At 40.9% G+C, this 24239-nt stretch carries 23 protein-coding genes; 6 read left to right on the top strand and 17 right to left on the bottom strand.

Going from position 1 to position 24239, the window contains the following annotated elements; translation table 11 throughout:
* The first annotated feature begins 39 nt into the window (after nt 1-39).
* The 6 genes from WC407_RS12680 to WC407_RS12655 all read left to right on the top strand — a co-directional run bounded on the left by WC407_RS12680 (nt 40) and on the right by WC407_RS12655 (nt 9671).
* Nucleotides 40-696: a DUF4214 domain-containing protein gene (locus tag WC407_RS12680; RefSeq protein ID WP_373023036.1), complete on the top strand. Its 657-nt coding sequence runs from the start codon at nt 40-42 to the stop codon at nt 694-696.
* 161 nt (nt 697-857) lie between these two features.
* A complete protein-coding gene (locus tag WC407_RS12675) occupies nt 858-1262 on the top strand; it encodes a hypothetical protein (RefSeq protein WP_373023035.1) in 405 nt (134 codons plus the stop codon).
* A gap of 34 nt (nt 1263-1296) precedes the next feature.
* Complete coding sequence (locus WC407_RS12670) at nt 1297-1734, top strand: hypothetical protein (protein WP_373023034.1); 438 nt, start codon at nt 1297-1299, stop codon at nt 1732-1734.
* Between the two features lie 124 nt (nt 1735-1858).
* On the top strand, nt 1859-5026 hold the full coding sequence (locus tag WC407_RS12665; RefSeq protein WP_373023033.1) for a phage tail tape measure protein: 3168 nt from the start codon (nt 1859-1861) through the stop codon (nt 5024-5026).
* Between the two features lie 7 nt (nt 5027-5033).
* The gene (locus WC407_RS12660; protein ID WP_373023032.1) at nt 5034-7082 is read left to right on the top strand and encodes a PKD domain-containing protein; all 2049 of its coding nucleotides are present in this window, start codon (nt 5034-5036) and stop codon (nt 7080-7082) included.
* A 186-nt stretch (nt 7083-7268) separates the two neighbouring features.
* The gene (locus WC407_RS12655; protein ID WP_373023031.1) at nt 7269-9671 is read left to right on the top strand and encodes a hypothetical protein; all 2403 of its coding nucleotides are present in this window, start codon (nt 7269-7271) and stop codon (nt 9669-9671) included.
* Here the strand turns inward: WC407_RS12655 and WC407_RS12650 are convergent.
* The 17 genes from WC407_RS12650 to WC407_RS12570 all read right to left on the bottom strand — a co-directional run.
* A complete protein-coding gene (locus WC407_RS12650) occupies nt 9661-11883 on the bottom strand; it encodes an AAA family ATPase (RefSeq protein WP_373023030.1) in 2223 nt (740 codons plus the stop codon). The genes WC407_RS12655 and WC407_RS12650 overlap by 11 nt on opposite strands.
* Complete coding sequence (locus WC407_RS12645; protein WP_373023029.1) at nt 11873-13042, bottom strand: exonuclease SbcCD subunit D; 1170 nt, start codon at nt 13040-13042, stop codon at nt 11873-11875. The genes WC407_RS12650 and WC407_RS12645 overlap by 11 nt, the downstream gene beginning before the upstream one ends.
* Nucleotides 13014-13325, bottom strand: a complete 312-nt coding sequence (locus WC407_RS12640; protein WP_373023028.1) for a hypothetical protein — start codon at nt 13323-13325, stop codon at nt 13014-13016. The genes WC407_RS12645 and WC407_RS12640 overlap by 29 nt, the downstream gene beginning before the upstream one ends.
* On the bottom strand, nt 13300-13470 hold the full coding sequence (locus tag WC407_RS12635; protein ID WP_373023027.1) for a hypothetical protein: 171 nt from the start codon (nt 13468-13470) through the stop codon (nt 13300-13302). Before WC407_RS12635 ends, WC407_RS12640 begins: the two co-directional genes overlap by 26 nt.
* 54 nt (nt 13471-13524) lie before the next feature.
* Entirely contained in the window at nt 13525-13794 is a 270-nt protein-coding gene (locus WC407_RS12630) for a hypothetical protein (RefSeq protein WP_373023026.1), read from the bottom strand.
* A complete protein-coding gene (locus tag WC407_RS12625) occupies nt 13788-14801 on the bottom strand; it encodes an AAA family ATPase (protein WP_373023025.1) in 1014 nt (337 codons plus the stop codon). The genes WC407_RS12630 and WC407_RS12625 overlap by 7 nt, the downstream gene beginning before the upstream one ends.
* A 5-nt stretch (nt 14802-14806) precedes the next feature.
* The gene (locus tag WC407_RS12620; RefSeq protein WP_373023024.1) at nt 14807-15166 is read right to left on the bottom strand and encodes a hypothetical protein; all 360 of its coding nucleotides are present in this window, start codon (nt 15164-15166) and stop codon (nt 14807-14809) included.
* A complete protein-coding gene (locus WC407_RS12615) occupies nt 15147-17915 on the bottom strand; it encodes a DNA polymerase domain-containing protein (RefSeq protein WP_373023023.1) in 2769 nt (922 codons plus the stop codon). The genes WC407_RS12620 and WC407_RS12615 overlap by 20 nt, the downstream gene beginning before the upstream one ends.
* Before the next feature lie 8 nt (nt 17916-17923).
* Nucleotides 17924-18691, bottom strand: coding sequence for a hypothetical protein (locus WC407_RS12610; protein ID WP_373023022.1), 768 nt, complete (start codon nt 18689-18691; stop codon nt 17924-17926).
* Nucleotides 18688-19698, bottom strand: a complete 1011-nt coding sequence (locus WC407_RS12605) for an AAA family ATPase (protein WP_373023021.1) — start codon at nt 19696-19698, stop codon at nt 18688-18690. Before WC407_RS12605 ends, WC407_RS12610 begins: the two co-directional genes overlap by 4 nt.
* The gene (locus WC407_RS12600; RefSeq protein ID WP_373023020.1) at nt 19698-20492 is read right to left on the bottom strand and encodes a helix-hairpin-helix domain-containing protein; all 795 of its coding nucleotides are present in this window, start codon (nt 20490-20492) and stop codon (nt 19698-19700) included. Before WC407_RS12600 ends, WC407_RS12605 begins: the two co-directional genes overlap by 1 nt.
* Before the next feature lie 19 nt (nt 20493-20511).
* Nucleotides 20512-20784 (bottom strand): hypothetical protein, encoded by a 273-nt coding sequence (locus tag WC407_RS12595; RefSeq protein WP_373023019.1) that lies wholly within the window; start codon nt 20782-20784, stop codon nt 20512-20514.
* A complete protein-coding gene (locus WC407_RS12590; RefSeq protein WP_373023018.1) occupies nt 20781-21458 on the bottom strand; it encodes a hypothetical protein in 678 nt (225 codons plus the stop codon). Before WC407_RS12590 ends, WC407_RS12595 begins: the two co-directional genes overlap by 4 nt.
* 632 nt (nt 21459-22090) lie before the next feature.
* The gene (locus WC407_RS12585; protein WP_373023017.1) at nt 22091-22894 is read right to left on the bottom strand and encodes a site-specific DNA-methyltransferase; all 804 of its coding nucleotides are present in this window, start codon (nt 22892-22894) and stop codon (nt 22091-22093) included.
* Nucleotides 22891-23172, bottom strand: a complete 282-nt coding sequence (locus WC407_RS12580; protein ID WP_373023016.1) for a hypothetical protein — start codon at nt 23170-23172, stop codon at nt 22891-22893. Before WC407_RS12580 ends, WC407_RS12585 begins: the two co-directional genes overlap by 4 nt.
* A 4-nt stretch (nt 23173-23176) precedes the next feature.
* Nucleotides 23177-23698, bottom strand: a complete 522-nt coding sequence (locus tag WC407_RS12575) for a hypothetical protein (protein ID WP_373023015.1) — start codon at nt 23696-23698, stop codon at nt 23177-23179.
* The coding region (locus WC407_RS12570) for a hypothetical protein (protein ID WP_373023014.1) at nt 23695-24239 on the bottom strand (545 nt) is incomplete at its 5' end. The genes WC407_RS12575 and WC407_RS12570, both read right to left, overlap by 4 nt.

The following is a 24239-nucleotide window of genomic DNA, read 5'->3' as shown; positions in this document are numbered from 1 at the left end:
TAAATACTTATAACGGTATATATATCGTTAGTGGTTAAAATGATTGACAAGCAACCTAAGATTTATACCGAGAAAGACCTTGCGAACTTGACAAAGAGAGCCAAACTTCTTGAAATCGTCGAAGACTTAGAGAAGCGCGGTGCTAAGGTCGACATGACAAAGTATCCATCGAACACTTTGAAATACCTGCGCCAAGCGGTTCTTGATGCACAAAAGCAACTCGAACCCACACCCGCACCCATTGTCCCTCCTGCGCCTGTAAAAGCGCCAGAACCTCCGAAGCCGATTCCTCCGATATTGAAGTCATCGACGCCTCCGCCGATGCCGGTGATCACCCCCAAGCCCGTTCCCGCACCTGCACCAAAAACAGCGCCCGTGACCCCTCCCGCTCCCGTCCGCGCACCCACACCAGCGGTCGCACCCGCACCCGTGCAAGCGCCGAAGCCTGTGCAAGCGCCGCCAAAGCCTGCCGTTCCGAAGCCCAAGATCGATTGGCGAACTTTGCCTGAATCGACGCCAGAACAATTCGTCCGCAAGGCATATTGGAAGATTCTTGAAAGGGAACCCGATGCGGGCGGTCTTCAATGCTATGTTTCATACATAAAGGGGAACATGCCTCGGGAACAGGTAGAAGGTGCATTGAAATCCTCACCCGAGTATGCCGCGTTGCAAAGACGCAAGCAAGCCTCCAAGTAAACAACCAAAAGTTGTTTCATAAATTCTTCGTCGCATAGTGAAAACTTTCTCGGTATAATTTAGGTGTCTTGCGAATGGACGGTATTAATTTTAACACAATATATATTTATATTCTGGTAACGATTTTATTTCACTAATGATATAATAAAAAGGTGAAAAATATGGCAACTGGTGGTCATGCATTTACCGGTGTTACGGGCAAGATAACGACAGGCGGCTCTATTGAAGGATACGTCGAAGCGGACTTTAAACTCGAATACGACATGGACAAATACATCGAGCAGGGTTCGAATGTTGCAATAGATCATACCTTTGGGATGAAGAAGGTCACGGGCAAGATAACGAAGGCATGGGGCATCACAACGGGACAGTTATATGACTGGTTCAACAACAAGGAAGAGAAGCTCATCGTCTTCGACCCCGGCGACGGCAACAATACCTATACCTGCTCCGGGTGTTCTTTGAAGTCTTTGGGTTCGAGCATCAAGGCAGGGGATAAGGGCGCATTGATGCTTAACGCTGACTTCGAAGGGTTGAACTGGTCCTCCACGGATAATTCATCATAAATCACGGTCGCAACATCATAAGGACGTGGTATAAATGTCGTCAAAAAAGGCAATGAGCTGGATAGAGGTCGAGCTGGACGTTCCTAATCGAGTCATCGAAGTCAATGTGGAAGATCTTGGCTTCAAGTCTATCAACGAAAGGGGCGAAGAGGTGCCCTTAAAGACGTTGAACGTTAAGGACCTTTCGAATGACGACGTTATGATGCTGCAAATAGACCCCGACCTTGAAAGGGTGTCTGGGTTTATTAATGATGCAAGCACACCTAAGGGGCAAATGTTCGGTATTTTGCTCACGTATAGGCGCATGTTGAAAGGCAACCCGAATCTTGAATTTACCGAGAAGCAGTTCAGGAAATTCTCGACGACAAGGACGGGGCAACTTGCGAAGCGTATAAACGAAGCGATCACCAACACTCAAAAAAAATTAGAGAATTCGCCAAGTCAGATGAAGGACAATTCCTCGCCCAAGTAATGCGTGAAAACAACCTGAATCTAATAGAGTGGAATCAACTTGACACAATAGAGAAAAATACGTTGATTCACCTAACATCAGAACGCAATCGCAAAGAACATTTGAACAATATGTAGGCGAAGATATGTCCGAGGTACTTACTCTTGCAATAGCCATAAAAGGCGTAAACGATTTTACCGACTCGTTCAATCAAGCAAGGAACGAGATAGGTGGACTTCAAGGTGTCGTTGCAGGCGTAGGCGCTGGGATTGCTTCGGCAGGTGTTGCGATTGCGGCGGCTGCAGTAATGGCGGGCGTTGCATTTAGTAAAGCGTCGATAACGGCAGCCTCCGACTTCGAACGTGAGATGGTAAAAGTCAAAGCAGTGAGCGGTGCGACCGAGGAAGAGTTCGACGCATTGCAAACAAGCGCAAGAGATTTGGCAAAAAATACCGAGTTCGCCTTCAAAGATGTTTCCAATTCTATGATAATATTTGGTAAAAGTGGTCAAAATGCAAATGATATAATGACGCTTACGGCACAATCGGCGTTATTGGCAAGAGCATCAATGACCGACCTAAATACCGCAACTATGATATTAGACAATGCTATGGATTTATACGGATTTAAAACCGCAGAAGCAGCACGAGTATCAGATATTATGACTTATGCGGTAATAAATTCTGACCTCACAATGGAAGGATTGGGCGATGCATTATCGGCAATAGCCCCGATCACAACGGCGGCTGGGATATCCTTTGAAGAGGTGACGGCTGCTTTATCGACGTTGGCTAACTCTGGTATGGACGTTTCCACCGCTTCGTCAGGTTTAAGATTATCGTTGTCGCAATTATTAGACCCCTCCACAGAAGCAATATCGACAATGACACGGTTAGGACTTGAATTTAATACTTTCACAATCGAAGGCGAAAACGCAAAAGAATCTTTGAAGTCTCAGATTCCTATCTTGAATGCCTTGCAATCAGAACAAGCGTCGTTAGAATCGAGTACCAAATCTATCAATGACGAAATGGCGGGCATAAATTTTACCATAGGTGCAAACAATCAGCAAATACAAATCCACCAAGAAGCGATAAACACGATAAGTGGTATGTATTCGGCTTGGGATGACCAGATCGCCAGTTTAAGAAGCGACATGCTTGGTCTCCAGGATTCTATGTCTGCGTTTTCGCTCGATATGAAGAAAAACAATCTCGAAGTTATGGAAATACGTCAACAAGCCGATAGAGAAGGACGTGACCTGACCGAACAGGAACAATCAAGGATTAAACAACTTGAGGAAGCGAATGACGAACTAACGATACAAAGAGAGAAGGCAGGGATACAACAGGAAGAACTTGGTAACAACATTAAGAAGCTCGAAGCGGATAAAGCCGCACAAATCAAAGAAGCCGCTGCTTCTGAAATATCGGCTATTGAAACGTTGCAAGCGTCGAATCTTGCATTAGGTGCCCAACGTGACCAATTAACTTTGAAGTTGCAGGAAAATTCTATTGCACAACAACAAAATTCTGACCAGTTAGCATTGCAGGAACAAAAGGTAAAAGACTTAACGGCTGCAATGCAAAACGGGGTAACAGGCGTCGTTAGTCTTACCGAAATAATAAAGCAACTTGAAACATCCGGTATTTCCTCTGCTGATATGATCGAACTATTTGGAGCCCGTGGTGCTTCTGCAATGTTGTCTTTGAAATCGCAAGGTTCGGATGCCTTGGGAGCATTTACAACCGCATTAACAACGTCTCAAGGTGCAACTCAATCAACTGCAGATATCATGAGCGGTACAATGGACTTATCATTGCAACAAACGAAAAAAGGTTGGCAAGATTTAGAGATTGAAATAGGTAATATGTTTATACCGGTGGTTAAATCGGTTCTTCCGTTATTGACATCTATAATACCGAAGTTCGAAGGTATTTTAACTATCTTGCCAAGTGTCGCAACGGCGATAAATCCATTGGTGACATCACTCGGAAGTATTGTCGAAATGTTAATGCAAGGTTCGCCATTGATGACAATGTTTGGCGATTCTACATCTGGGTTAACACCGATATTCGATCAACTTGCGCCCGTTGTTGATAGTGTGGGCAGTTTACTCGGTCAACTTGCAGTTCCTATGGAACAACTGGGAAAACCGATGATGGCATTATTGCCCGTCGTTTCTGGTTTGATAGAGGTAATAACTGCAGTATTTCAACCGATAATGGCTTTGATGCCTGCCATCCAAATGCTTGCGGGATTTGTATCGAGCGTTTTGCAGGTAGTCCTTCAAGCGATAACGCCAATTTTCACGGCACTTGGTGATGTCCTGATTGGGTTAACACCACTATTCGGTGCAGTCAACAACGTTATAATGGCATTGAAGCCTCTACTCGATTCATTGGCTCCCATAATTGGTGCAATCTTGACGCCGATAATAATGGAACTTACGGGCGTTCTGGGTATGTTAACCCCAGTATTCGAATTCGTTGCAACAGTGATAAATGAAGTAGTTGTACCAAATATTTCCTTCCTTGTCGCCATACTTGTCGAATTAATGCCCATAATAATGGCTCTAATTTTACCCACTGAAGCATTAACATTAATCTTTGAAACGCTCACACCCATTCTCGAAGCGTTCTTCCCGATACTCGAAGCCCTTTTACCGTTGTTCACTTTGTTTAATGATATTCTTGAACCGTTTATACCCATCATTGGACAGGTCGTCGAAGTCTTGACGCCTCTTCTGATAGTCTTAACGTATCTATTGACGCCTATTGGACAAATCGCTTTATTGATAATGGGCGTTCAATTGGCGATTGAAGGTGTCGTATATCTTTGGGACATGTGGTCCGACCAGATGGATACTTCTGTAGCCGCTTGGATAGATTTGCTTACACCAGTTTATGATTTATTCTGGGACATCTATGACATAGTTATGGATGTAGTTGATGCAATAACCTCCGCCGTCGATAAAGCGAGTGATCTAAAAGACACAGTATCTGGCGGAATTGGAGGTGCAATTAGCACAGCGGGAGATATTATCGGATTCGCTGAAGGCACTGGCGAAGAAGGTGTTCCGGCAACAGGACTTTATAAGTTGCACAAATCAGAAATAGTCTTGAACGCTGGTGAGTCAGCACAATATCGCCAACAATTATCCGCCGGTAATGTTTCTTCGAAGAACATGAATATTGGTAACCTTAACTTGACAATCAACGCAAATTCCGAATCCGAAGGAAAAGCCGCCGCAAAAGGATTCCTTGAAGAACTACATTCCGCAATCATACGTGGCGATTACGAGGTGGTATAAATTGGTGATGACTTGGGAGGATGACTTTCACGATACGACGAAGATAAAGCCGAGCACTGATAAGCGCATACTACAATATACCGCCGAAGGTTTGATAAAAGCAAATAAACTGGCGCAAGAATGCTTAATGGTCTCTGACGCTGAAATAAATACATTTTATTCTGCAATAGTTCTTGGTGGCTCGTCTTCAATAACATCAGACACACCCACTTTTCCAGTAGGTCGAAACAAAGCTGCGAAGGTGATCACCAACGGCGGACCAGTTGCTGTGTTCAAGTATTACGTTTCAGGAGCTGGGTTATGCGTCGGGGGGTGGAACGATTGGAAGGCTTCGTTCTATCTTCTTATAGATGCAACCATTATTGCCGGGGATGTCGATGTAGGATTTTATGCATTTCAACGGGCGACTGACGATTTCGCCACTGGCTATGCAAGTCTTCCATACGCATACATCGGCACGAGTTCTGGACAATTTTTCAAGGTTGTTCCTGACGGTAATGGTATTGCGATTGATTCCGAAATTGCAATGCCGACATTAGCGAAGACGCCACAAGGCGAATGGGTAAAAATGACAATAGAAAAATCAGGCGACAGGATACTTTATCACGTATTGAAAGAAAGCACATCCGAGGAAGAAACGTCTGATATATCACCAATCTTTGAAGACTTCGACGGACCTGTCTGTCTTGAAATCTTATTTACAGGCGGCGTTGGCGTCCATACCGTTTACATGGATAGCCAAAGACTTGAAACCTTCTTAAATCAAAACGACGACGAAATACAATATCCAGATCACCAACAAGAATTCGAAACAATCAATATAGCCCCGTCAAATTGGTATCAATGGGACAAGATAACGTTGGTTAAATCTGGTGAATCTATCCCTAATCGCAAGATGATAACAACGACCGTCCTTAATAGTGTCGGTGTGCCGATTGCTGGCTATGAAGACTTGACCGCGGCGGAAATCGATATCCACGACATCACTGAATCCAGTATATCTTTGCTTATCAAATTTAGAAATGAAGAAGGATACGATAGCCCGATACTTCAGGACTTAAAGGTAACTTACTTCGTGACTGGGGGCGAAGTATCGTTGGCGGTAACTGAAAATACATACAACGACGACATAATAACCCCAATCGTTACCAAAACTGGTTATCGCTTGACGTTCGACGCAACTTCTGTGGAACCAGAGGACCCAGACGTAACTGTCACCCATTATTGGTTCGATTTTGGGGACGGGTTGAATTCTGGATGGATTACTCATAACGTTGTCAATCACGTTTATAACAAACATTCCCAAAATGAATTAAGCGGCGTCTTCGATGCAAAGGTAAAAGTTAAGTATAGTAATGGCGCCGTAAGCGGATGGTCTAATACGATTGAAGTAAATGCCCAGAATTCTGCACCAGTTGCTCGATTGTGGGTTAAGCCTCTTGTATCAAGATTGTCTGGGGCAGGCATTTCTACATTATCGTTTTTCGGTAATGATTCGTATGATGTCGATGATAATGGATATATCGCTTCAGGAAATGGCTATCGTTTCGATTATGGCGACGGAACACCCGAAGCCTGGCAAACTTCACCGTATGCACAACATACATACAGTGGGGCGGGAATCTTCGTCGTAGGTCTAACAGTTAAAGACGATTTAAACGAAGCCAGCGACAAAATACTTATGAAGATTAAAATTTTGGACTTGTTGACTGCGACCACCATTTCCTTCAATAGACATCCCAGACAGGTAGATGTCGATTTAAAGTCCGATTACCAGATCACTCAAAATATTGGTGGAGGATATCCAGATGTCGAAGGCTTGGGAACGATGAACAAAGTTCTCAAGATTGCTGGACAGGCGCATATGACAGAAGCAGATATAACCTTGATGGAAGGTTATGTCATTGGGCAAACGCTTGTAAGATTTAATTACTTCGATGTCACCGGAGCCACCAAAGAATTCACTGGCTATATTTTATCTTTCAACCACTCAAGACGTGGTGGATATATCGATGACGTTCCGTGGACAGCAGTGATTCAATACAAGAGTGTTTAATATGTCTTTGAAGGTAAAATTAACCGAGCAAAACGGGCAAGTGTCATACGTTTACCCGTCCCGTATTGATGTCAAGATTAGCGAAAACGCTTCCACAGAAATCACGTTGACTTTCCCAAATGCTGGTGGTTTGAATACGTCGATAATGAGATTTGATGATCTAATCGAAATAGAAGAGGAACAATAATGGTAGTTTTACTCGATAAATCAGGAACAGCATTATCAGATTCGGTCGTGGGCACTAATACTACCTACGGTGCGAATTATTCAACTGATGGTGGAGCACATTTATGGACTTCGTTTTATACAAGTGCCGGTAGCAGTCAGAGATTTGGGCAATCTCTTTCTGCTGGACAAGACCTCACAAAAGACTTCCACGGTATTATGCATATAAGATCACCAACTAATCTTATTAATGCTCATGCCAATTCAATAGGTTTTCTGGGATTTTTTGAAGCGTGGTTATACGCTGATGTTCTCGGAGTATCAGTAGATAGGACTGGTGCTCTAAGGGCTCGTATCGATTCGCAACATGGGATATATCATAAGGACGAGGACATGGGATATTCGTTAAGTGATAATACATGGTATACATTGATATTGAGTTATAATGGAACATCCAAAAAATTAACTGTTTATGTATATGACGATGCAGGAACAACGTTATTGGCTTCATATGAAATAACTGCGGTCGTTGACACAGAAATAAATATAGCGGTATTAGGTGCCAATAACAAAAATATTAATCCGGATGCCAATTGTTGGTATGGCACGCCTGCAGATTGGTCACAATTACCGACAACAACCTGGTTATGTGATTCATTATATGCAGAAGAAGGTGAATGGTTTCCTCCTGCGCCACCCGTTGTTCAAACCGACCCAGCTTCCGCCATAACATCGACGCAAGCGACATTAAACGCCACAGTCATCGACGATAGTGGCGAAGATTGTGAGGTTTGGTTGGAATATGGGCTTGATACAGGTTATGGAACGGAAACAAATCACGAAACACAAAAGAGAATACCTGACACAATAGCAGAAAATATAACGTCTCTTGACCCAGATACTACATATCATTTCCGTGCTGTGATCATGAATAGCCAAGGCACAACATATGGCGCCGACGGTGAATTTGATACACCTCCATTACCAGCAATAGATACAGACGCAGCGACAGATATTGGTTATTTTGGTGCAACCGTAAATTCAGAGGTAACGGAAGATTCCGCTGAAGATTGCGAAGTTTGGTTTAATTATGGAAAAACTGTAGGATATGGTAGTTCAACATCACATCAAACAGGCAAAAGAGTTGGAAATACTCCTTTCGCCGCGTTGACAGGATTGGACCCAGATACCACATATCATTACCAAGCGGCTATCAGTAACAATCAGGGCGCAACTACTGGTTCTGATATGACGTTTAAGACGGATGAGCAACCTTGCCCGACGATTGAAACGCAAGCAGCAACCGATGTAGGCGATACATACGCAACAATTTCCGCCGAAGTAACCGAAGATTCTGGCGAAGATTGCGAAGTTTATTTCCAATATGGTAAAACTTTGTCGTATGGTTCAGAAACGACACATAGAACTGGCAAAAGGGTTGGAAATGTAATATCAGAAACAATAACTGGTCTCGATGACTTGACCGTTTATCATTTCCGCGCAGTGATCACCAATACCGTAGAAGACCCATATGGCGACGATTTGACTTTTGAAACAGAGTTAACCCCGCCAACCGAGGTCGACGATAGAATCTTTAAAGGAAATGTTTTGACGACCAAGATCACCCCTAAATCTGTCCAGTTCGCTTGTTATGATGTCTTGCAAGCATTGAACAACGAACACATTCCGCCAAATGAAGGAAAATATGCCGGCACAGATGCGGGCGCAATCATCAAAGATATTATTTCAAATTCTGGTCATGACATCGATTCTGGCGGTATCGACATCGAGACGGGCGTCATAGTTGACTCAATCGATTTAACAGATAAATCCAGACTCGAGGCGATAAAATTATTATTATATCTTGTCATCGGCGGCAACGACGACGGGACAATTTACCACATATACGTTAAAAATGATAGTGTGATATTTGCACCCCTTCCAGATTATGAAAATCAGGAACCAGCAGTGACATTAACCGATGCCGAAATCACCGATTTATCGGTTGAAATAGATGGCTCCTATTATTTCGATTGTGCAACAGTTGTTGGTGCAAATGGTGTCCGCGCATACTATCCAGGAAAATTAGACCCAGAGAATAATCCAATACCTGATTTCCCAGATAACCCAAGACACAAAAATATATCCGATACCTCGCTCATCGGTGTCGATGCTTGTTATCAAGTCGCCCGTGGATGGGTGAGAGCGCACAACGAGATACCAAAGAAGATAACTGTTAAGTTCGTGCCAGATCGCTTCGATTATTTTCCAGGACAAACGGTAGAAATCGATTCGGCACGATATAACGCCTATGGTAATTTTATCTTGCGTGAACTGGCTTGGACATACGAACGCAAGAAGACTATGGCATTTACATTGTCAAGCGTCGAAGTATTGAAGCCTACAACGTATATTAAGCCGTAAATGTTCGATTATCTATCCGCTTGATATGGACGACGTTCTCGATGATATTATCGAAAGCGTTATCATGCGACACAACAAACAATTGATTGAAGCCTTTGACGTTCCTTATCATTTCGGCAAGCGTTCCGCGTCTTTCACTATCAAGATTAATGGTCGGTTCGTCAAATATAGCAATATCTATGCCCGAGATGCTTTTCAACAATGCAAGACGTACCGAAATCGCTGCGACAACCTGCTCGCCTCCAGATAGTTGGTGGAAAGATTTACCGTCAATGACTATCTCATAGTTGTTCGTCCACGTCAGAATGGAATTAGTCTTCGTGATGTCGTTAAATATCATGTTCGCCTCATAGTTGATATTTGCGACATATTGTTCCACCAGATTTTCAGGTATCTTCTTGACGATTTCGCGGACATTGTTGATCATGGTCGTCACTGCTTCGTATGTTGCGATTTTGTCCTTTAGTTCTTGCGCTTCTTTTGCCTTATCTTCTTTCTGGTGTATTTCTTCCATTGTATCTTTCAATTTTAACCTGAAGTTGTAAATATCACGTTTTATTACCTCGTTTTCCGAGAACGTCTTCTGGTATGCTTCGTTTACGGCATTAAAATCTTCTTGATTATAATCTTTGGCGATTTCTTGCAGTTCTTTTAACTTTGTATTATACATCTTGAGACGTGCCTCGTTTTCTTGTAATGCACCAATTCTCACCTTTTCGGCTTGAATAGTTGCTTTTAATTTTATTTGTTCAGAAGAAAGCGGTTTATATTTTGATATTTGAGATTCGAGACTATTCAACTTTAACCGCATTGCGTCAAAATCGGGCATATCCATTCTTAACATCGCCAGATCGCCCTCTGTTTTTAATAAAGCCTCTTCGTTGTGTTTCAGTAAACTTTTCATTTCACCGAGACTTCTGCATTGTTCTTTGGCTTGTTTTGCATACTTCAATTTTTCCTTAATGACATTTAACCGAGCGTGCAACTTTTCGGAATCTTCTCGCAACCCAGATAATATGTCGATAACGGTGTTTTTTATATTCTGATTGCAAGCGTTATGTAATATTGGGCATTGACCCTTTTCGGCGTCTTCTTTATACTTTTCAAGTTCTTCAATCTTAGAATCAACCGAAGAAACGTCCGAATTTATCACGTTAAGGCTTTCCTGAAGATCGTCATATTTACCTGCGGCTTCCACAAATTGCGCCATGTCGTCAATGCGTTTTTGGATATTTTCACCGTATATCTCATTTTCCTTTATTGACGTTTCGAGGTTTTTAATATCGTTCTTGATATGCGTTTCTCTTTGAAGTTCAAATTTTACCTCTTGCGCTTCGTCTTCCAGTCTTTTGCACAATATAAGGTCCTTTTCGACAACTTGCAGGCGTTCTTTTGCTTCTTGCGTATCTGCGAGCGCCTCATTCAACTTGTCAATTTCACCTTTTGCGTAATCGATATTATTTTTTATTTGAGGTATCTGGATGTGGGCTTTTTGCTTTTCGTCCATTGTCTTCTTTTCTATCGTGATAGTTCGCAACTTTATGGTAATTTCATCCAGTCCTGCATCGGCTTTTTTAATGTCTTCCTGAATGACGACCGCACGTTCCTTTAATGCGTCGATGCCCTCTGCTTGCGTCCCTATTCGTTCGTATTTCATCTTTAAGGATGTCGTTGCCTCATTCGATAGAGTTGCGACGGGTAAAAGACGCTTGAACAAATCAGAATAAGCGTCAATGTTCAATATCGTATCAAAGATTTTCTTGCGACCAGAAGGCGGTAAAAGGAAATGTGATGTGTGCATACCTTGTGGAACGCATATCACATTTTGGCATAACGTCGTTAAATCTATTGCGTTATCTATCTTTAAGACATTATGCACCCATTCGGTGACGGCTTCTTTTCCGTCTGCGATTGTTTTACCGTATTTTGTTATGACTAAATATTCCGAGTTGCTACCAAAAGTCCTGATCAGGTCGTATGTTTCTTTTCCAATTTCGACCGTCAAGACGACCTTTCCTTTTTTCTCACCGTTCGATATGAATTCTGACGGCTTGTAATCAAGCGATTGGAACAGAAGCGCATTGATGCATTCCAGAATTGTCGATTTACCAGACCCATTTTGCCCGATGATTGCATTAACGCCCGGCAAAAAGTCAATTTCGGTATCCTTATGCGTCTTGATATTCTTGATAGATAGATGTTTAATCAACATCGTCAACACCTGCCAGTTTTTGGAACCTTTTCAACGTTGTGCCCGAATCTTCTGTTGGTGAATTTTTCAGGTCGATTATGAGTTGGGTTAAATCGTTCGAATTCGACAAAGACGTTATCACCGCTTTCTCAATTTCGTCGGTAGAACCGTGCAACGTTTCCGCCATTTTCATTGGTCGATAAGTCTTATCTTGAATTCTTAGAATCTTCGAAAAGTGTTCCAGTTCTTTGCGTATTGCGTTAATGTCAGGCTTTTCCAGTGATTCGCCTACCAAAGTGAACTCAACGATAGGCTCCGATAGGTTTTGCAAGCGTTTAACTATCGAATGATAATCTATCTTGTTAATATCGCTTTCAATCCTTATCATTGGTCGCTTTTTGGTTACTATGTGCTTGGCGTTCACGTTTTCATTGGTGATCACCACGTCGTAAAAGCCGCCTTCAAATTCTGATTCACCGATTGACGTATGTTCTGAAGAACCTGGATTAAATATGAAGTTGTCGATTTCATACGGTTTATGGATATGTCCCATTGCGATATAATCAAAGTAAGCTTTGAAGCGCAATAAATCGGATGCATCAATGTTACCAGAATTTGGGATTTGACCCATAACACCTGCATGAATCATCAATACGGCAGGTCGGGCAATTTGTTCTGGGAAACGTTCGATCTGGTCTTTCTTGTAATCGATGAACGCATCCAGTTCCTGTTTTGTGGATGCGCCTGCGTATTTCATTCCCCAAACGCATAATCTTCCCGTCGGTGATGTTAAGTCAAGAAATGTAGGACCGTCCTCTTTTCCGAAAAGCGCAATAAGCCCTTTGACTTGCAAGTATTGAAGCCACGACATTTTACCAATGATATGTTGGCTATCGTGGTTGCCTTCGATTGCAAGAAACATTATTCCTTGGTTGTGTGCTTCGTTCAATATCTTTTCGGTGATAGATAACGTCTCTGGTGAAATATCACGGCTATGGAAAATATCGCCCGCAATCAAGATAAACTTTATAGAATTTGCGACGGCGTAATCCAATATACCTACAAATGCATCATAAGAATCCTTTTCTCGGATGTCTTCGTTGTATTGCTTAAATCCAAGGTGCAAGTCGGCGCAATGTATGAAGCGGAACTCATTTTTGGGTTTGTTCGCTTTCGGCAAGTAGATTCACCACCCTATAAACGTTCCCACCGTTCTTTCCATTTTTCTTTTTTACCACGATGCACGTCTCACCGAAGTTGATGTTTAACATGTGTGCTTTCACAAAATGAGACGCCTCGCCCGATGTCATATGCAAAGATACTTTTAGATCGTTGGTCGTTTGCGACAACCAATGCCCATCGGTCGGATTGTTCACTGGGTCCTTATCACGTTGACCCGTTTTTATTTCTTGATAAAAGACCTTCATCAAAAGTATTTTATTTTTTACCACATTTTTTCTCATATGGCATCCCATCCATGCAAGAATTACAGACGTTCAATTCACCAAGCCCATAAATCCCATCTATATGCAACCCGATACCAGACTCTGGCACCATATTGTTGCATTCATCACAAAACTTTTTTTGTGTCTTTTGTGCCTTTCGCATTAAAACGCCTCGTATTCTAAATGGGCGAACCGTCATATAAACTTTGTTATAATTTCAGGTAATTTTTTTAATTTCTTCCAACAGTCCGCACATGCGCAGTTTTGTGGCGATTCGTTCAGAGGAAAAGCGGCGTTGTGCTTCTTGGATTTCCACAAATTTAACATACATATTGATCTTGACGTGGATTTTGGCGCCTTTGATATGTAGGACTTTTGTGCAAATGTACCTTATTTGGGCACTATTGAAGCCTTCAGATTTCAGAAATAAAACCAATCTTGTCAATGGGGTCATTTTTTGTTTGATTGCTTCTCGTTTTCTTACCATAAATCATCACCGAACGAGTTGTTTCCGACAACTACGGCTTTCTCGATTTCGGGTTTTCTTTCTTCTTTTGCAACGAACTTCTTTTTTGGTTTTTCGTCTTCGTCTTCTTTCTTTGTCGCTTCTTTTTTCTTGAACTTCTTAAAAGCAACGTAATACGGTGATTTTAACTTTTCAATGTTACCCCTTAATGTCATTGCATAAGATTCCACCACATCTTGAAGGTTTGGATATTCACGTCCCATGGTGATCATCTTGTCAAGTTTATGGATTGGAACACCGTTTGATATTGCCCATTTCTTGACGACCTCGGGAGATAAATCGAAAGCGCAAGATTCACCAGAAAAAAGCCTTCTGATTTGTTCATACTCGGAATAATCGACATCATGCGGTATAATTCGCTTCGTCGAACCTGTCAAGGCACATGATTGCAATGTCAAGATTGCCGACCTTACAGATATGCAACGTTCGGCTATCGTTGATATTGCCCTATTGTCCATATCAAGATGTTCTTTCCGTGCTATTTCCGTTAGTCTTCGAATGACATAATCAGTTGGTGGATATCTTATCTCCAAAGATATACATTTCTTTGATAAGTCATACGGTACGACATCGATATTATTGCAAGTCATAAATATAGGACACATGCTATTATCCACAAGCGTTCCAAGTGTTTCCCAAGCGTTGATGCCGTCCACTTCATCAAGCAACATAACAGTCATTTTGTCGTCAAAGGCGTTTAATCCTGTCTTATGGTATAACTTCTTGATGTCTGTCGCATTGCGGTCATCCGAGGCATTGACTTCAATGATATTTAGGTTGTATGTCGATTCAAGCGCATAAACTATGGACGTTTTACCATTTCCAGGTTCACCGAATAAAATAATTGCTTTCTTTGGCGGGACGTCACCTATCCACAAATCGAGAAAGTTCGATATGATCTGGATATCTGATTTCATCCCGATGTATTCTTTCGGTGTCCTTGGTTGGTGTTTTAACGCCCAATCCATCAATATCATCCCGTGAACGTTGCGCCAATGGAGGTCACGATGAACTTGGATATTTTCTTTGTCTTCTTGTCGAATTCATCGGCGTATCCAGCAGGTGCAAAGTTGACCTTTATAGTCTTGTTAAACCAGCCTTCATCGACGCGGATATCAGCCATTATTTTCCCGTCGATGACTTCAATCCTGTCCACAATTCCTACTGCGTTGTCGTCATTGAATGCTGGCGTAACTCTTGCATTTTTCAAAAGTTCTATCTTCGTATAAGGACTTATGACCTCACCAAAAAACGAAGGCTTGCCAACCTCGCCCACACATACCCGCATTAGTTTGCCGAATTTTCCCATTGTATCACCAAAGTTCTTCGTCATCGATATTTCCTTTTTCTATTCCTTCGACAAGATTTTCCCATGTTGCGTTCTTGTCTATTGCTAACAAGATTGTCTCAATTGACTTTTTAACTTTTCTTAACACCTCTTCATAATCAAGTTTAATGCCAAATTTTATTGGGTCATCACCATATTCCAAGGCTACTTGTTTATTTTTTGGCAAAGGATGACCCACTATTGCAGTAGCTGGGAAAAATATTGCAACTTCGTCCATACGGAATTCTTTATTGAATATGGTGTTTGAATGCGTCATTGAATCCCAATATAATGTTTCCGTATGCGTCTTCCGAGGTTCACCACATTCTATGGTATATTTTCCCGCTAAAATATCCGCTTCGTATGTTCGCATTAATTCGGTGATCTTGGTCTTGATTTCTTCCACAGGAATATCAGCCATGACAATATCAAAGAACTTTCTCATAAATTCTTGGATGATGAATGCAGTACCGCGCTTGACAAGGCGGACGCCTTTGTAGTGGATTTGGTCGTTGAAATCTTTGAAGACATAATTTTTATTTGCACCCCATTGGAAATATTTTTTGTATGTTGCGTCCAATTTTATCATGAAATAATGCTTATCTACATTTAGGGTTTTTTTGGCGAATTCGTCAAACGATTTATTAAGTTCTTTGCAATAGCAATCACCCATTTTAGTCAAGAACGTTTCCATTTCTCGACCTTTCAAGTCAGGAAGTTTACCAACTATTTTACATTTGCATGAATCGGTGTCTTGTCCGATGACAATGAGGCGTAAGAATTCTTCTGGGGTATTAAATGGTGCTTCATCTATCGGAACTTTTTGTTCTTCACCATGTTTCCAAAGTTCGTTTGTTCGCATGTTATAACTGTGAGATTCTATAAATTCTTTATTCCAACTTTCGTGATAACGACCACATTCCGTTATATCGCTTGCCATTCCACCGTGTGCAAGTCTGAATGGTCGTTTTCTTCCTTCACGACCTGTTCCATAAAGACCAGTTGATGACAATGTGCCCGATTTTGGGACGTATTTTAACTGGTCAAGAATTTCAAGGCGATCTTCCAGTTCTTCGATTTCCTTTTTGTTCTTTTCAGGTTCTTTATGTAGTTCTTTGAGTTGCGCCTTCGCCTCTTTTATTAATTTTTTATATTCGTTAATCTTGTTAATCATTTCTTTGAGAATTTCTGGTATTATCCCTTTGACATCAAGAAGATAGGAACGACCTGACGGAAATTTGGCAACTCTTAGTCCTTCGTTTTCTACCTGCATTAGTTCGGCGTCGTTTCGTATAAGCGTTTTATGATCGATGTTGCCCGTAAGGACTACCGCATTATATTCGCCACTATTATCAAGCTCGACCATATTTTCAAACATTCCACATGCGGCGTTTTCAGTTACAAATCCCCCAGCTTCCATTCCTGCATCTCGGATAATTGTGTCAATAGATGGTAAAATTTCCTTGTTCTTCAATCGATGCATTACTATGGCTTCCCATTGAAGCATCGGCATATTCCAACTTTCAAGATTGCATCCCATATAATCGCAAACCTCTTTATGGATTTCCAGAAGTTCGCCACATTTCTTCATAACACGGTCGGGCAAAATGCAATCCCACATATTGTATGCCATTAAAAATTCTGGATTCTTCTCATAAAGTTCATCGATGCCTGCCCGCTGGAATTTACCATATCCGAGTTCTTCTTGCCCCATCCATTCAAGCGCAGTTCTCCCAGACGCTTTTGCCGAACCTACGAACTTTTCATAAAATCTTTCCAAATCACCGATGGTAATAGGTTTAAAGATGTGTCTTGGATAATATTGCCGATTGCCTTTGTTCTTATGATTCCACAAATTGATGTTACCATTCATTAATTTTACCCGTTCAATGATGTATGAGTGGTCATAATCGCCATATTCTGCAATTGTAGTTATTGATAACGTTTCAAAGATTGATTTGAACCAGTTGAGTAATTCCCGTTCGTTATCTTCCCGATCACCCTTATAAAATTCGAAAATGTTTATCCTACAATTCGATTCAAGCGGTGGAACCACATCTTCGTCATGCTTAACGGCTTCGTTGACAAGTTCTTTATCCTTGAGCAATTTTTCCACGATTGCTTTATCCACCTTCTTCGTGATGCCCGACCATATTTCGCCCGTTTCAACTGACCGTAATGTCAAGCAACGTATTTCGGCACTTGGGTTCCGAGGTGCGGCAAATCCTTTAGTATCGCTTGTTTCGATGTCAAGGATATAATCGTTCGTTTGTATCTTCTTTTCGGGATTATCGACGGGGACAACTTCGCCAATGCTAAGGGAATACTTTCGATAAGGGATGGATATGTATGTCTTGATGCCATAAAAGTATCTAACGGCTTCGTGGAAATAAACGTCGGCTTGATAGTGATTTTTGAAGTATGAACGCAATGGTTGAAAGATTAAACCATAAGGATATTTTACGTATATGCACCACAATTCCTTATTGTCGATGAATGATCTTCCTTCTTTCTTGACTTTGACAATATATTTTTTAATTTCTTCGTCGATTTCTATTTCCTCTGGGTCTTCGTCTACCCAAAAACGAGGAATGCATCCTTTGACATGCAATTCCACCCTTTTGCGTTCTTCATTTACGCCCCAGATAATCGTGATTAGTTCATCACGAAAAGCAGTTTTATCCGTTTGATGTGGGTAATAATCTATCTTTGTTACCCGTATCAATTCACGGCGCAAATTTCCAGTTTTTGGCATTTTGTCACCTAAAATAGTTCGTCGTCGTCGAACGTTTGAGACTGGAATTTCTTTTCATCGATTGGTGGAATATCTTTAATGTCGTTGTGTTCTTCGTCGCAAAATCTTGGCGCAATGAAGATATTGGTTTCTATATTTTCATCCCTATATTTTATACTCATAGGGGCACATTTTTCGGCTTCGTCCGAACCACTTTTGAATTCGAGTTGTATTATATCACCTGGAAGATTTTTGATTAATGGCACCAACAAATTATTTCCGTATAATGATCTGGATTCTCCGGCACATTTCATCGACCTAAACGACCCTTTTGGTATGTATATTTCTTCCGATTTTTCTTCGTCTTTGGAATAAATTCTTAACCCGTTCCTGTTCATCGTTATGTGGATATAATTACCAATAGGCTTCAAAGAACTTAATAATTTTCTATCGATTGAGACCATATTATCGAATTCGAAATTTTTTGGTGTCTTGCGTTCGTCGGTGATTAATTCGCATTTTATGGTTTTGTTATCGATGAGTAATTTTTTATCTTTTAGTTCGATGACAATATCACCCTTAACTTTTAGGCAATCGTTTGCGTCGGCGATCTTAAACTTGGTGCAAAAATTATCCGACATTAAAACCTTCATCGACGACATTATCATGGCGCAATGACCAGAATCCTGCTCTTGGATAAAAATCTTGTCGTCTTGGAAATAAAGCGCAATGTCGTATATCAACGGAAATTGGTTGATAAATTTTTTCAATAGTTGAACGTCGACCACGGCTTTCATTTTAATCCCCTCAACCACATTTTTAAGGCATATAAGTCATCGTCCACGATAGAACAATCCCGCAAACATTCGGCAATAGAACCGAATAATTTGCGCTTGACAGGGATTGGTATTTTTTCGTCGTTGTTGACACTATCAAAGATATTAATCAAGATTTGAGTGGCGGAATAACCTCTTTCATAGTATAGCCTATTGATGTGGTTTTCTATTATCTTAAAGTTCTTGTCGTATGTTGCATCATTCGCCGCATTCGATACAATCGCAAGTTCCAATATCTTGGTATTGAATGCTTCGAGTATCGACGTGGTCGCCCGTTCGATTTCTTCTTTTGTCACCTTACCAGAAAGCGCCGCCTTGAATAGGATATTTTGCGCCTTTCTTGCGTCACCGCTTGACGAATTCGCAAGAAGTTCCAAAGCGTCGTCTTCAATCTTGATACTTTCTTTTTTGATTATCGGGTTCAAGATTTCCTTTATTGCATCTGGACGTAAACTCCCGAAATGGCAACAAACGCATCTGCTTTTAAGAGCGTCTATGACTTTGTGCCCGTAATTGCAGGATAAGATGAACCTTGTATTTGTGGCATTGACCTCCATAATACGACGCAGAATAGCCTGTGATTTTGGGGGAAGATAATCGATTTCATCGAAGAATATAGTATTAAATGGTATGTCGTAAATCTTTCCGTCTTTTGTTTTGTATTCACCTAAAACCTGTTTTTGCGCCAAATCGATGACTTCTGTCCTTATTTGTTCGATTCTGGTTTCCGATGCATTGAATTCTTTGAAGTTCATATCCCAAGATTTACCAAATAAGTCTTTTAAGAAAGCGATTGCAACGGTGGTTTTACCAGTTCCTGGTTTGCCTTCAAAATACAAATGCGGACAGTCGCCATCGTCTATATGATCGTGGACTTTTTTCACGATGGCTTTTAATTTCATAATTTCGTATTCTTGCCCTTTGATGTCGTCGAGAGAATTCACCCGATATTTCTCATTGAAGTTCATTAGTTCACCAACTTGTATATTTCTTGGGCGGTCTTTTCGCCGATACCTTTGACCTCGAGTAATTGTTCTGGGGTTGCATTGCAAACCCCTTTAATTGAACCGAACTTTTCAAGCAATCTTTCCGCCAATTTGTCCGAGACTCCTGGAAATTTTATTATGTTCTTTTCTTTTATACTTATAGCATTATTAATACGTTTTGCGCGGTTGACATTTTTATAATATGCATCGAAGAGATACTCAACCAAATCCATATAATCGCGGTAGTCATCGACGAATATCGGAGGATATCCCATCAATGCTAATTCACCGACATACGATATTAACAAGTTGCGTGGTAATGGTTTATGTCTTGATTCCATATCTCGCTTTATTTGTTGCCAAGATTTTGTGCAAATGAGATAAGACGCCTTGACGTTCGGGTTTTTTCTCATTGCATTTAGTTGCTCATAAATGTGCTTGTCGTGGAACAAAGACGGGATAAAATCGTTGTCTTTTCTTTCTATGTTGATTGTTTGGGTATCGTATCGTTCACTCTGGTAATCACCTTCGCCCAATTTCAACTGAACGACCTCAAACCCGAATTCCTTGGATAAATCTATCATTTCGTCCAGTTCGCGGTGATCTATGCAAGGCTTTCTTTTGACGTATTCATATCCTACTTTTTTGAGGAAAAGGTCTTGCACATCGTTTATGGTAAATGTATCGCCTTTCAATTCAAAAGTTGGTTGCTTTTCTGCGATACTTTGCCGAGCGATTGCTATCCAGTCGGCGATATTGCCGTATTCTAATTTCATTTGTATAATCTTTGGCGAACTAACGAAGGTACTGAATTTCATATTTATTATCCCCACCATTGTCCTCGTTCTTTGCCACTTTGTGATGAATGAACCCGAGAATAAATCCGAGTTCGAATTCAGTAAATCCCTTTTCTTTCAACCACTCGGTTAAATCACCAAAATTATCAATCTGGTCCACAGTGATCTTCTTGAGGCATTCCTCAAAAGTTATGGGCATTATTTCGTCGAATGAAAACTGGTCAACCGTTCGCATAACGCCTATGAATTCGTCCACATTTTTTGTTTTCATTTCGTCGCCAACCTTTTATGTTCGTGACCTTTCCACGCTGAATGGAAACGGTCGCATTTTTCGGCTATGCAAAAGCCATTCCGTATAATTGTATTGCAGGAGGGTTCATACTTATAATCATTATTAAAGATATTGTCGAACTGTACCCGTCTTTCGTCTTCGTTGTGCAAGTCAACATACCCGAAATGTTTTCCGATATTGACGTAATGACGTTCTGCATCCTCACGGGTTTTACCAAGTCTTTTCATCCACACGGCGAAGGCGAAGCGCATATCATGATCAGGATTAATCGTCCGCAAGTTGTTGGCTATGCAAGGCTTCATTTTGTCGAGCATACATAATAGTAATTGCGTTTCGTCGTCTTGAATTTGACCAACGTCTTTCCTATTCGTCGGTGCGAATTCTATTTCCTGCTCAACCTGCTCGAAGTCAACATTAAGATAATCGACAAGTTGGGTTAACGTCATCATTTTTCCTTGGACTTCTGGTATGATAACTTCTGGATTGTATGCGTAATCGGTTATTTCCTTTATTTGCCATTTCAAGGATTGTTCCATTGTCAACGGATAACAATGACGCCCACTCAAATAGTTTTCACGATTGCAATGTGGTGAGTAAGGCATACGACATAATCTTTTTGGGTCTTTCATAACCTTTTTGTCCATCGTCGTCATCTTAAACTTTTTTTCAAAGAACAAATGCACACCATAGATTAATAACTTCAATGATTTACCAGAATCTTGGGAGGCGATATACTTGTATGTTTGTGGTTTCAAGATGATATAATTGGCGAATCCTTTGGACCCAGAATAATTGTTGATGAATGGTATATTTTCATTGATAAGGAAGTTGGTCATATTTCTGCAATCACGCAAGGCATTTTCCGGTTTTGTCGATTCGTCAAAATCTGAAAAAATGTTGTTCATCGAAATAGAAATGGGTTTTACCTTGTTGTTACTCATTGCTAATTTCGGATAACTTTGTGTCGATGTAAAACAGGTATTTTCACCTCTGGTGAAATCGAAAAATTTCCAGAAATCCTTAAATTCACCAATGAACCTTTGGACTGGAAAACCCACAGTTCGGGGATACATGTCGAAGTTGTACCGTTGTAATATCTTCCTGTAAATATCCCTTTCAACGTTTACCACCATCTAAATCATCTCATCGAATGTCCCGATCTGGCTATGGTTTGATATTGCAATCTTTGTGGCGCATACGACACCGTAATATTTTCCATTTATCAATTGTGGATTTTTCAAGCGTCGTCCACACCGTGTGCAATAGTGATCTATGATTTCTTCGGTCAAAATAATTCACCTTCGTCAAGTGTATCATTTTGCAAATAGACTTCTGCAGATTCGTGTGTATCTTGTATGCGCTTTTCAACTGGGTACTTCCAGTCTTCGTCGATTTCGAAGCCGATGGCATTTCGTCTTAAACGTTTCGCCATTGCTAACGTTGTTCCTGTCCCACAGAATGGGTCAAGTATTAAATCACCTTCGTTCGACCAATATTTAATGAACAATTCGATTATCGATTCTGGCTTTTGCGTGGGATGTGTCTTCCCTTTCGCGGAAACAATTCTTTCGCCTTGACTTGTGATAGATACTATGGCATAATTCTTTTGTTGTCCCAATTTGTAATTATACGTTAATTTACCTTCTGGTTTTTGCAACATACAAACCATTTCCCAAGCAGACATCCATTTTACCATCCTTGCCTGCGGTACTGGATTATTTTTAAGATGTGCAAAGTAATCCTTAAATTTATATTTGTATTTCTTTTTTAAATAATTCGACAAAGAATTTATCCTTTCTCGGTCAAAGTATGATATGAACATTCCACCAGGTCTTAATTTTTTATGACATAGATCGAGCCATGCTTCAGTGAATTCGATATATTTTTCCTCCGATTCAAAATGGTCCCATTCACCAAAATCACCTTTAATATCCGTTCCTTTGAACTTCATTGGGTTGCTTCCACGAAATATGGTAATTTCTGTGGATATATTATACGGTGGGTCAGTTAAAATTAGATCGACACTATTATCCTTAATAATGCCCCCCCCGTCCAGGAAATCACCAATAATTATTTTTTGTTCTATCATATGACGAACTCCATCTCAAAAGTAATTCCTTTCTTGCATTTTTGTGCCGTTGCACCACATTCTGCGCATTGAACTTCGGTAACATGAGGCTTCAAATTCATATCGGTATCATTTCCATACCATATGATTTTGCCTGTCTTATCATCTTGCATTAAATCCTTGACGCAATTAATATATTGCTGGAACTTTTCGACGTTGCCACATTCCGGGCAAATGTAGCCATATCTTTCGTTCTTTATCTTCTTATAGACTTCTGGATTTTGTTGTGCAAATGGCATAAAATCACCATAAATTATTGTCGTCAAGATCGTCGGTCTTTTCCTCTTTTGTTTCTTCGGTAATATTAAGTTCGTCACCGATTTCAGGCGAGAACATCACGATATATTTTTTATCCTTTGCAAGCGCATAACCCACGATACAAACAGTGGGTAAAAATATTTCGCAATCGTCGCCCAAAATCTTCTTTGCGTTGTTGATGTATCTACCAGAAAATGAGAAATATTTCTTTTCAGGAACAACGGTATAAAATTTCTTGTCGGTGATCACCGTTTTGTTTAGTCTTGCATACGGGAAAGTTCCTGATTTTAGAACTTCGTCGATACTATTAACGATGTCCTTGGTCATATCATTTCCAGGTGGACATATCCGTTCCATATAATCTTGCATTGTCTTAGTTATGTATTCGTCAAAGTTGAAATTGAACGGGCGGATAATTATGGTGTATTCTTTGGCGCATGTCATTTCGCCGATGTCTTCGCAGAGGCAATCTTGATATATATCCTTGAAAACGGCGACTGGGTTCAAAACAATTCCTCCCAATCTTCCGACGCTTCCTTGAAGCCTTCTGTCGGCATCGTTGATGTGTATTCAACCTCCGCTTTCGTGTAATCGTCGTATATCCCATGCGTCAGGAGGTATTTCCTGTATCTTGTATAAGAAATAGCGCCCCCGAATTGATTTAATATATCACGCTTCGAAGCGGAGCCTTTCTTCTTGACGTATTCAAGCAACTTCAATTTACCTTCCGAGTCGTCGTTCGATAAATCAAAATCGCAATGCTTCAATATAAGATCATCCCACTCAAAGATGGTCTTTTCCCAATCGAACATCGATTTTACTCTTTCGCGGTTTTTCTCACCAACTTTCTTGCACATTTCTTTATCAGTTATCATCGATAAAAGTTTTCTTCGGAAGCCTTTGTATGCGTCTTTGTCTTCAGTCGCCTTGGCGAAAAATAATGGGTAATCTTTTCCCAAAAGTTCGGGCGCAGAACGTCCATCGATTGCAAGAATTGGTTTTCCGCAGGTCATTAGTTCAAGCGTTGCAAGTGACCACGCCCCCCACC

The organism is Sulfuricurvum sp., from assembly GCF_041651515.1.
Taxonomy (GTDB): Bacteria; Campylobacterota; Campylobacteria; order Campylobacterales; family Sulfurimonadaceae; genus Sulfuricurvum.
The sequence above is the reverse complement of the archived record's forward strand: the minus strand, read 5'-3'. Positions and strand labels throughout refer to the sequence as shown.

Bases quoted from the DNA above. Each gene is read 5' to 3' on its own strand.
- WC407_RS12680 (WP_373023036.1), top strand. From the start codon at position 40: ATGATTGACAAGCAACCTAAGATTTATACCGAGAAAGACCTTGCGAAC.
- WC407_RS12675 (WP_373023035.1), top strand. From the start codon at position 858: ATGGCAACTGGTGGTCATGCATTTACCGGTGTTACGGGCAAGATAACG.
- WC407_RS12670 (WP_373023034.1), top strand. From the start codon at position 1,297: ATGTCGTCAAAAAAGGCAATGAGCTGGATAGAGGTCGAGCTGGACGTT.
- WC407_RS12665 (WP_373023033.1), top strand. From the start codon at position 1,859: ATGTCCGAGGTACTTACTCTTGCAATAGCCATAAAAGGCGTAAACGAT.
- WC407_RS12660 (WP_373023032.1), top strand. From the start codon at position 5,034: ATGACTTGGGAGGATGACTTTCACGATACGACGAAGATAAAGCCGAGC.
- WC407_RS12655 (WP_373023031.1), top strand. From the start codon at position 7,269: ATGGTAGTTTTACTCGATAAATCAGGAACAGCATTATCAGATTCGGTC.
- WC407_RS12650 (WP_373023030.1), bottom strand. From the start codon at position 11,883: ATGTTGATTAAACATCTATCTATCAAGAATATCAAGACGCATAAGGAT.
- WC407_RS12640 (WP_373023028.1), bottom strand. From the start codon at position 13,325: ATGAGAAAAAATGTGGTAAAAAATAAAATACTTTTGATGAAGGTCTTT.
- WC407_RS12635 (WP_373023027.1), bottom strand. From the start codon at position 13,470: ATGCGAAAGGCACAAAAGACACAAAAAAAGTTTTGTGATGAATGCAAC.
- WC407_RS12630 (WP_373023026.1), bottom strand. From the start codon at position 13,794: ATGGTAAGAAAACGAGAAGCAATCAAACAAAAAATGACCCCATTGACA.
- WC407_RS12625 (WP_373023025.1), bottom strand. From the start codon at position 14,801: ATGGATTGGGCGTTAAAACACCAACCAAGGACACCGAAAGAATACATC.
- WC407_RS12620 (WP_373023024.1), bottom strand. From the start codon at position 15,166: ATGACGAAGAACTTTGGTGATACAATGGGAAAATTCGGCAAACTAATG.
- WC407_RS12615 (WP_373023023.1), bottom strand. From the start codon at position 17,915: ATGCCAAAAACTGGAAATTTGCGCCGTGAATTGATACGGGTAACAAAG.
- WC407_RS12610 (WP_373023022.1), bottom strand. From the start codon at position 18,691: ATGAAAGCCGTGGTCGACGTTCAACTATTGAAAAAATTTATCAACCAA.
- WC407_RS12605 (WP_373023021.1), bottom strand. From the start codon at position 19,698: ATGAACTTCAATGAGAAATATCGGGTGAATTCTCTCGACGACATCAAA.
- WC407_RS12600 (WP_373023020.1), bottom strand. From the start codon at position 20,492: ATGAAATTAGAATACGGCAATATCGCCGACTGGATAGCAATCGCTCGG.
- WC407_RS12595 (WP_373023019.1), bottom strand. From the start codon at position 20,784: ATGAAAACAAAAAATGTGGACGAATTCATAGGCGTTATGCGAACGGTT.
- WC407_RS12590 (WP_373023018.1), bottom strand. From the start codon at position 21,458: ATGACGACGATGGACAAAAAGGTTATGAAAGACCCAAAAAGATTATGT.
- WC407_RS12585 (WP_373023017.1), bottom strand. From the start codon at position 22,894: ATGATAGAACAAAAAATAATTATTGGTGATTTCCTGGACGGGGGGGGC.
- WC407_RS12580 (WP_373023016.1), bottom strand. From the start codon at position 23,172: ATGCCATTTGCACAACAAAATCCAGAAGTCTATAAGAAGATAAAGAAC.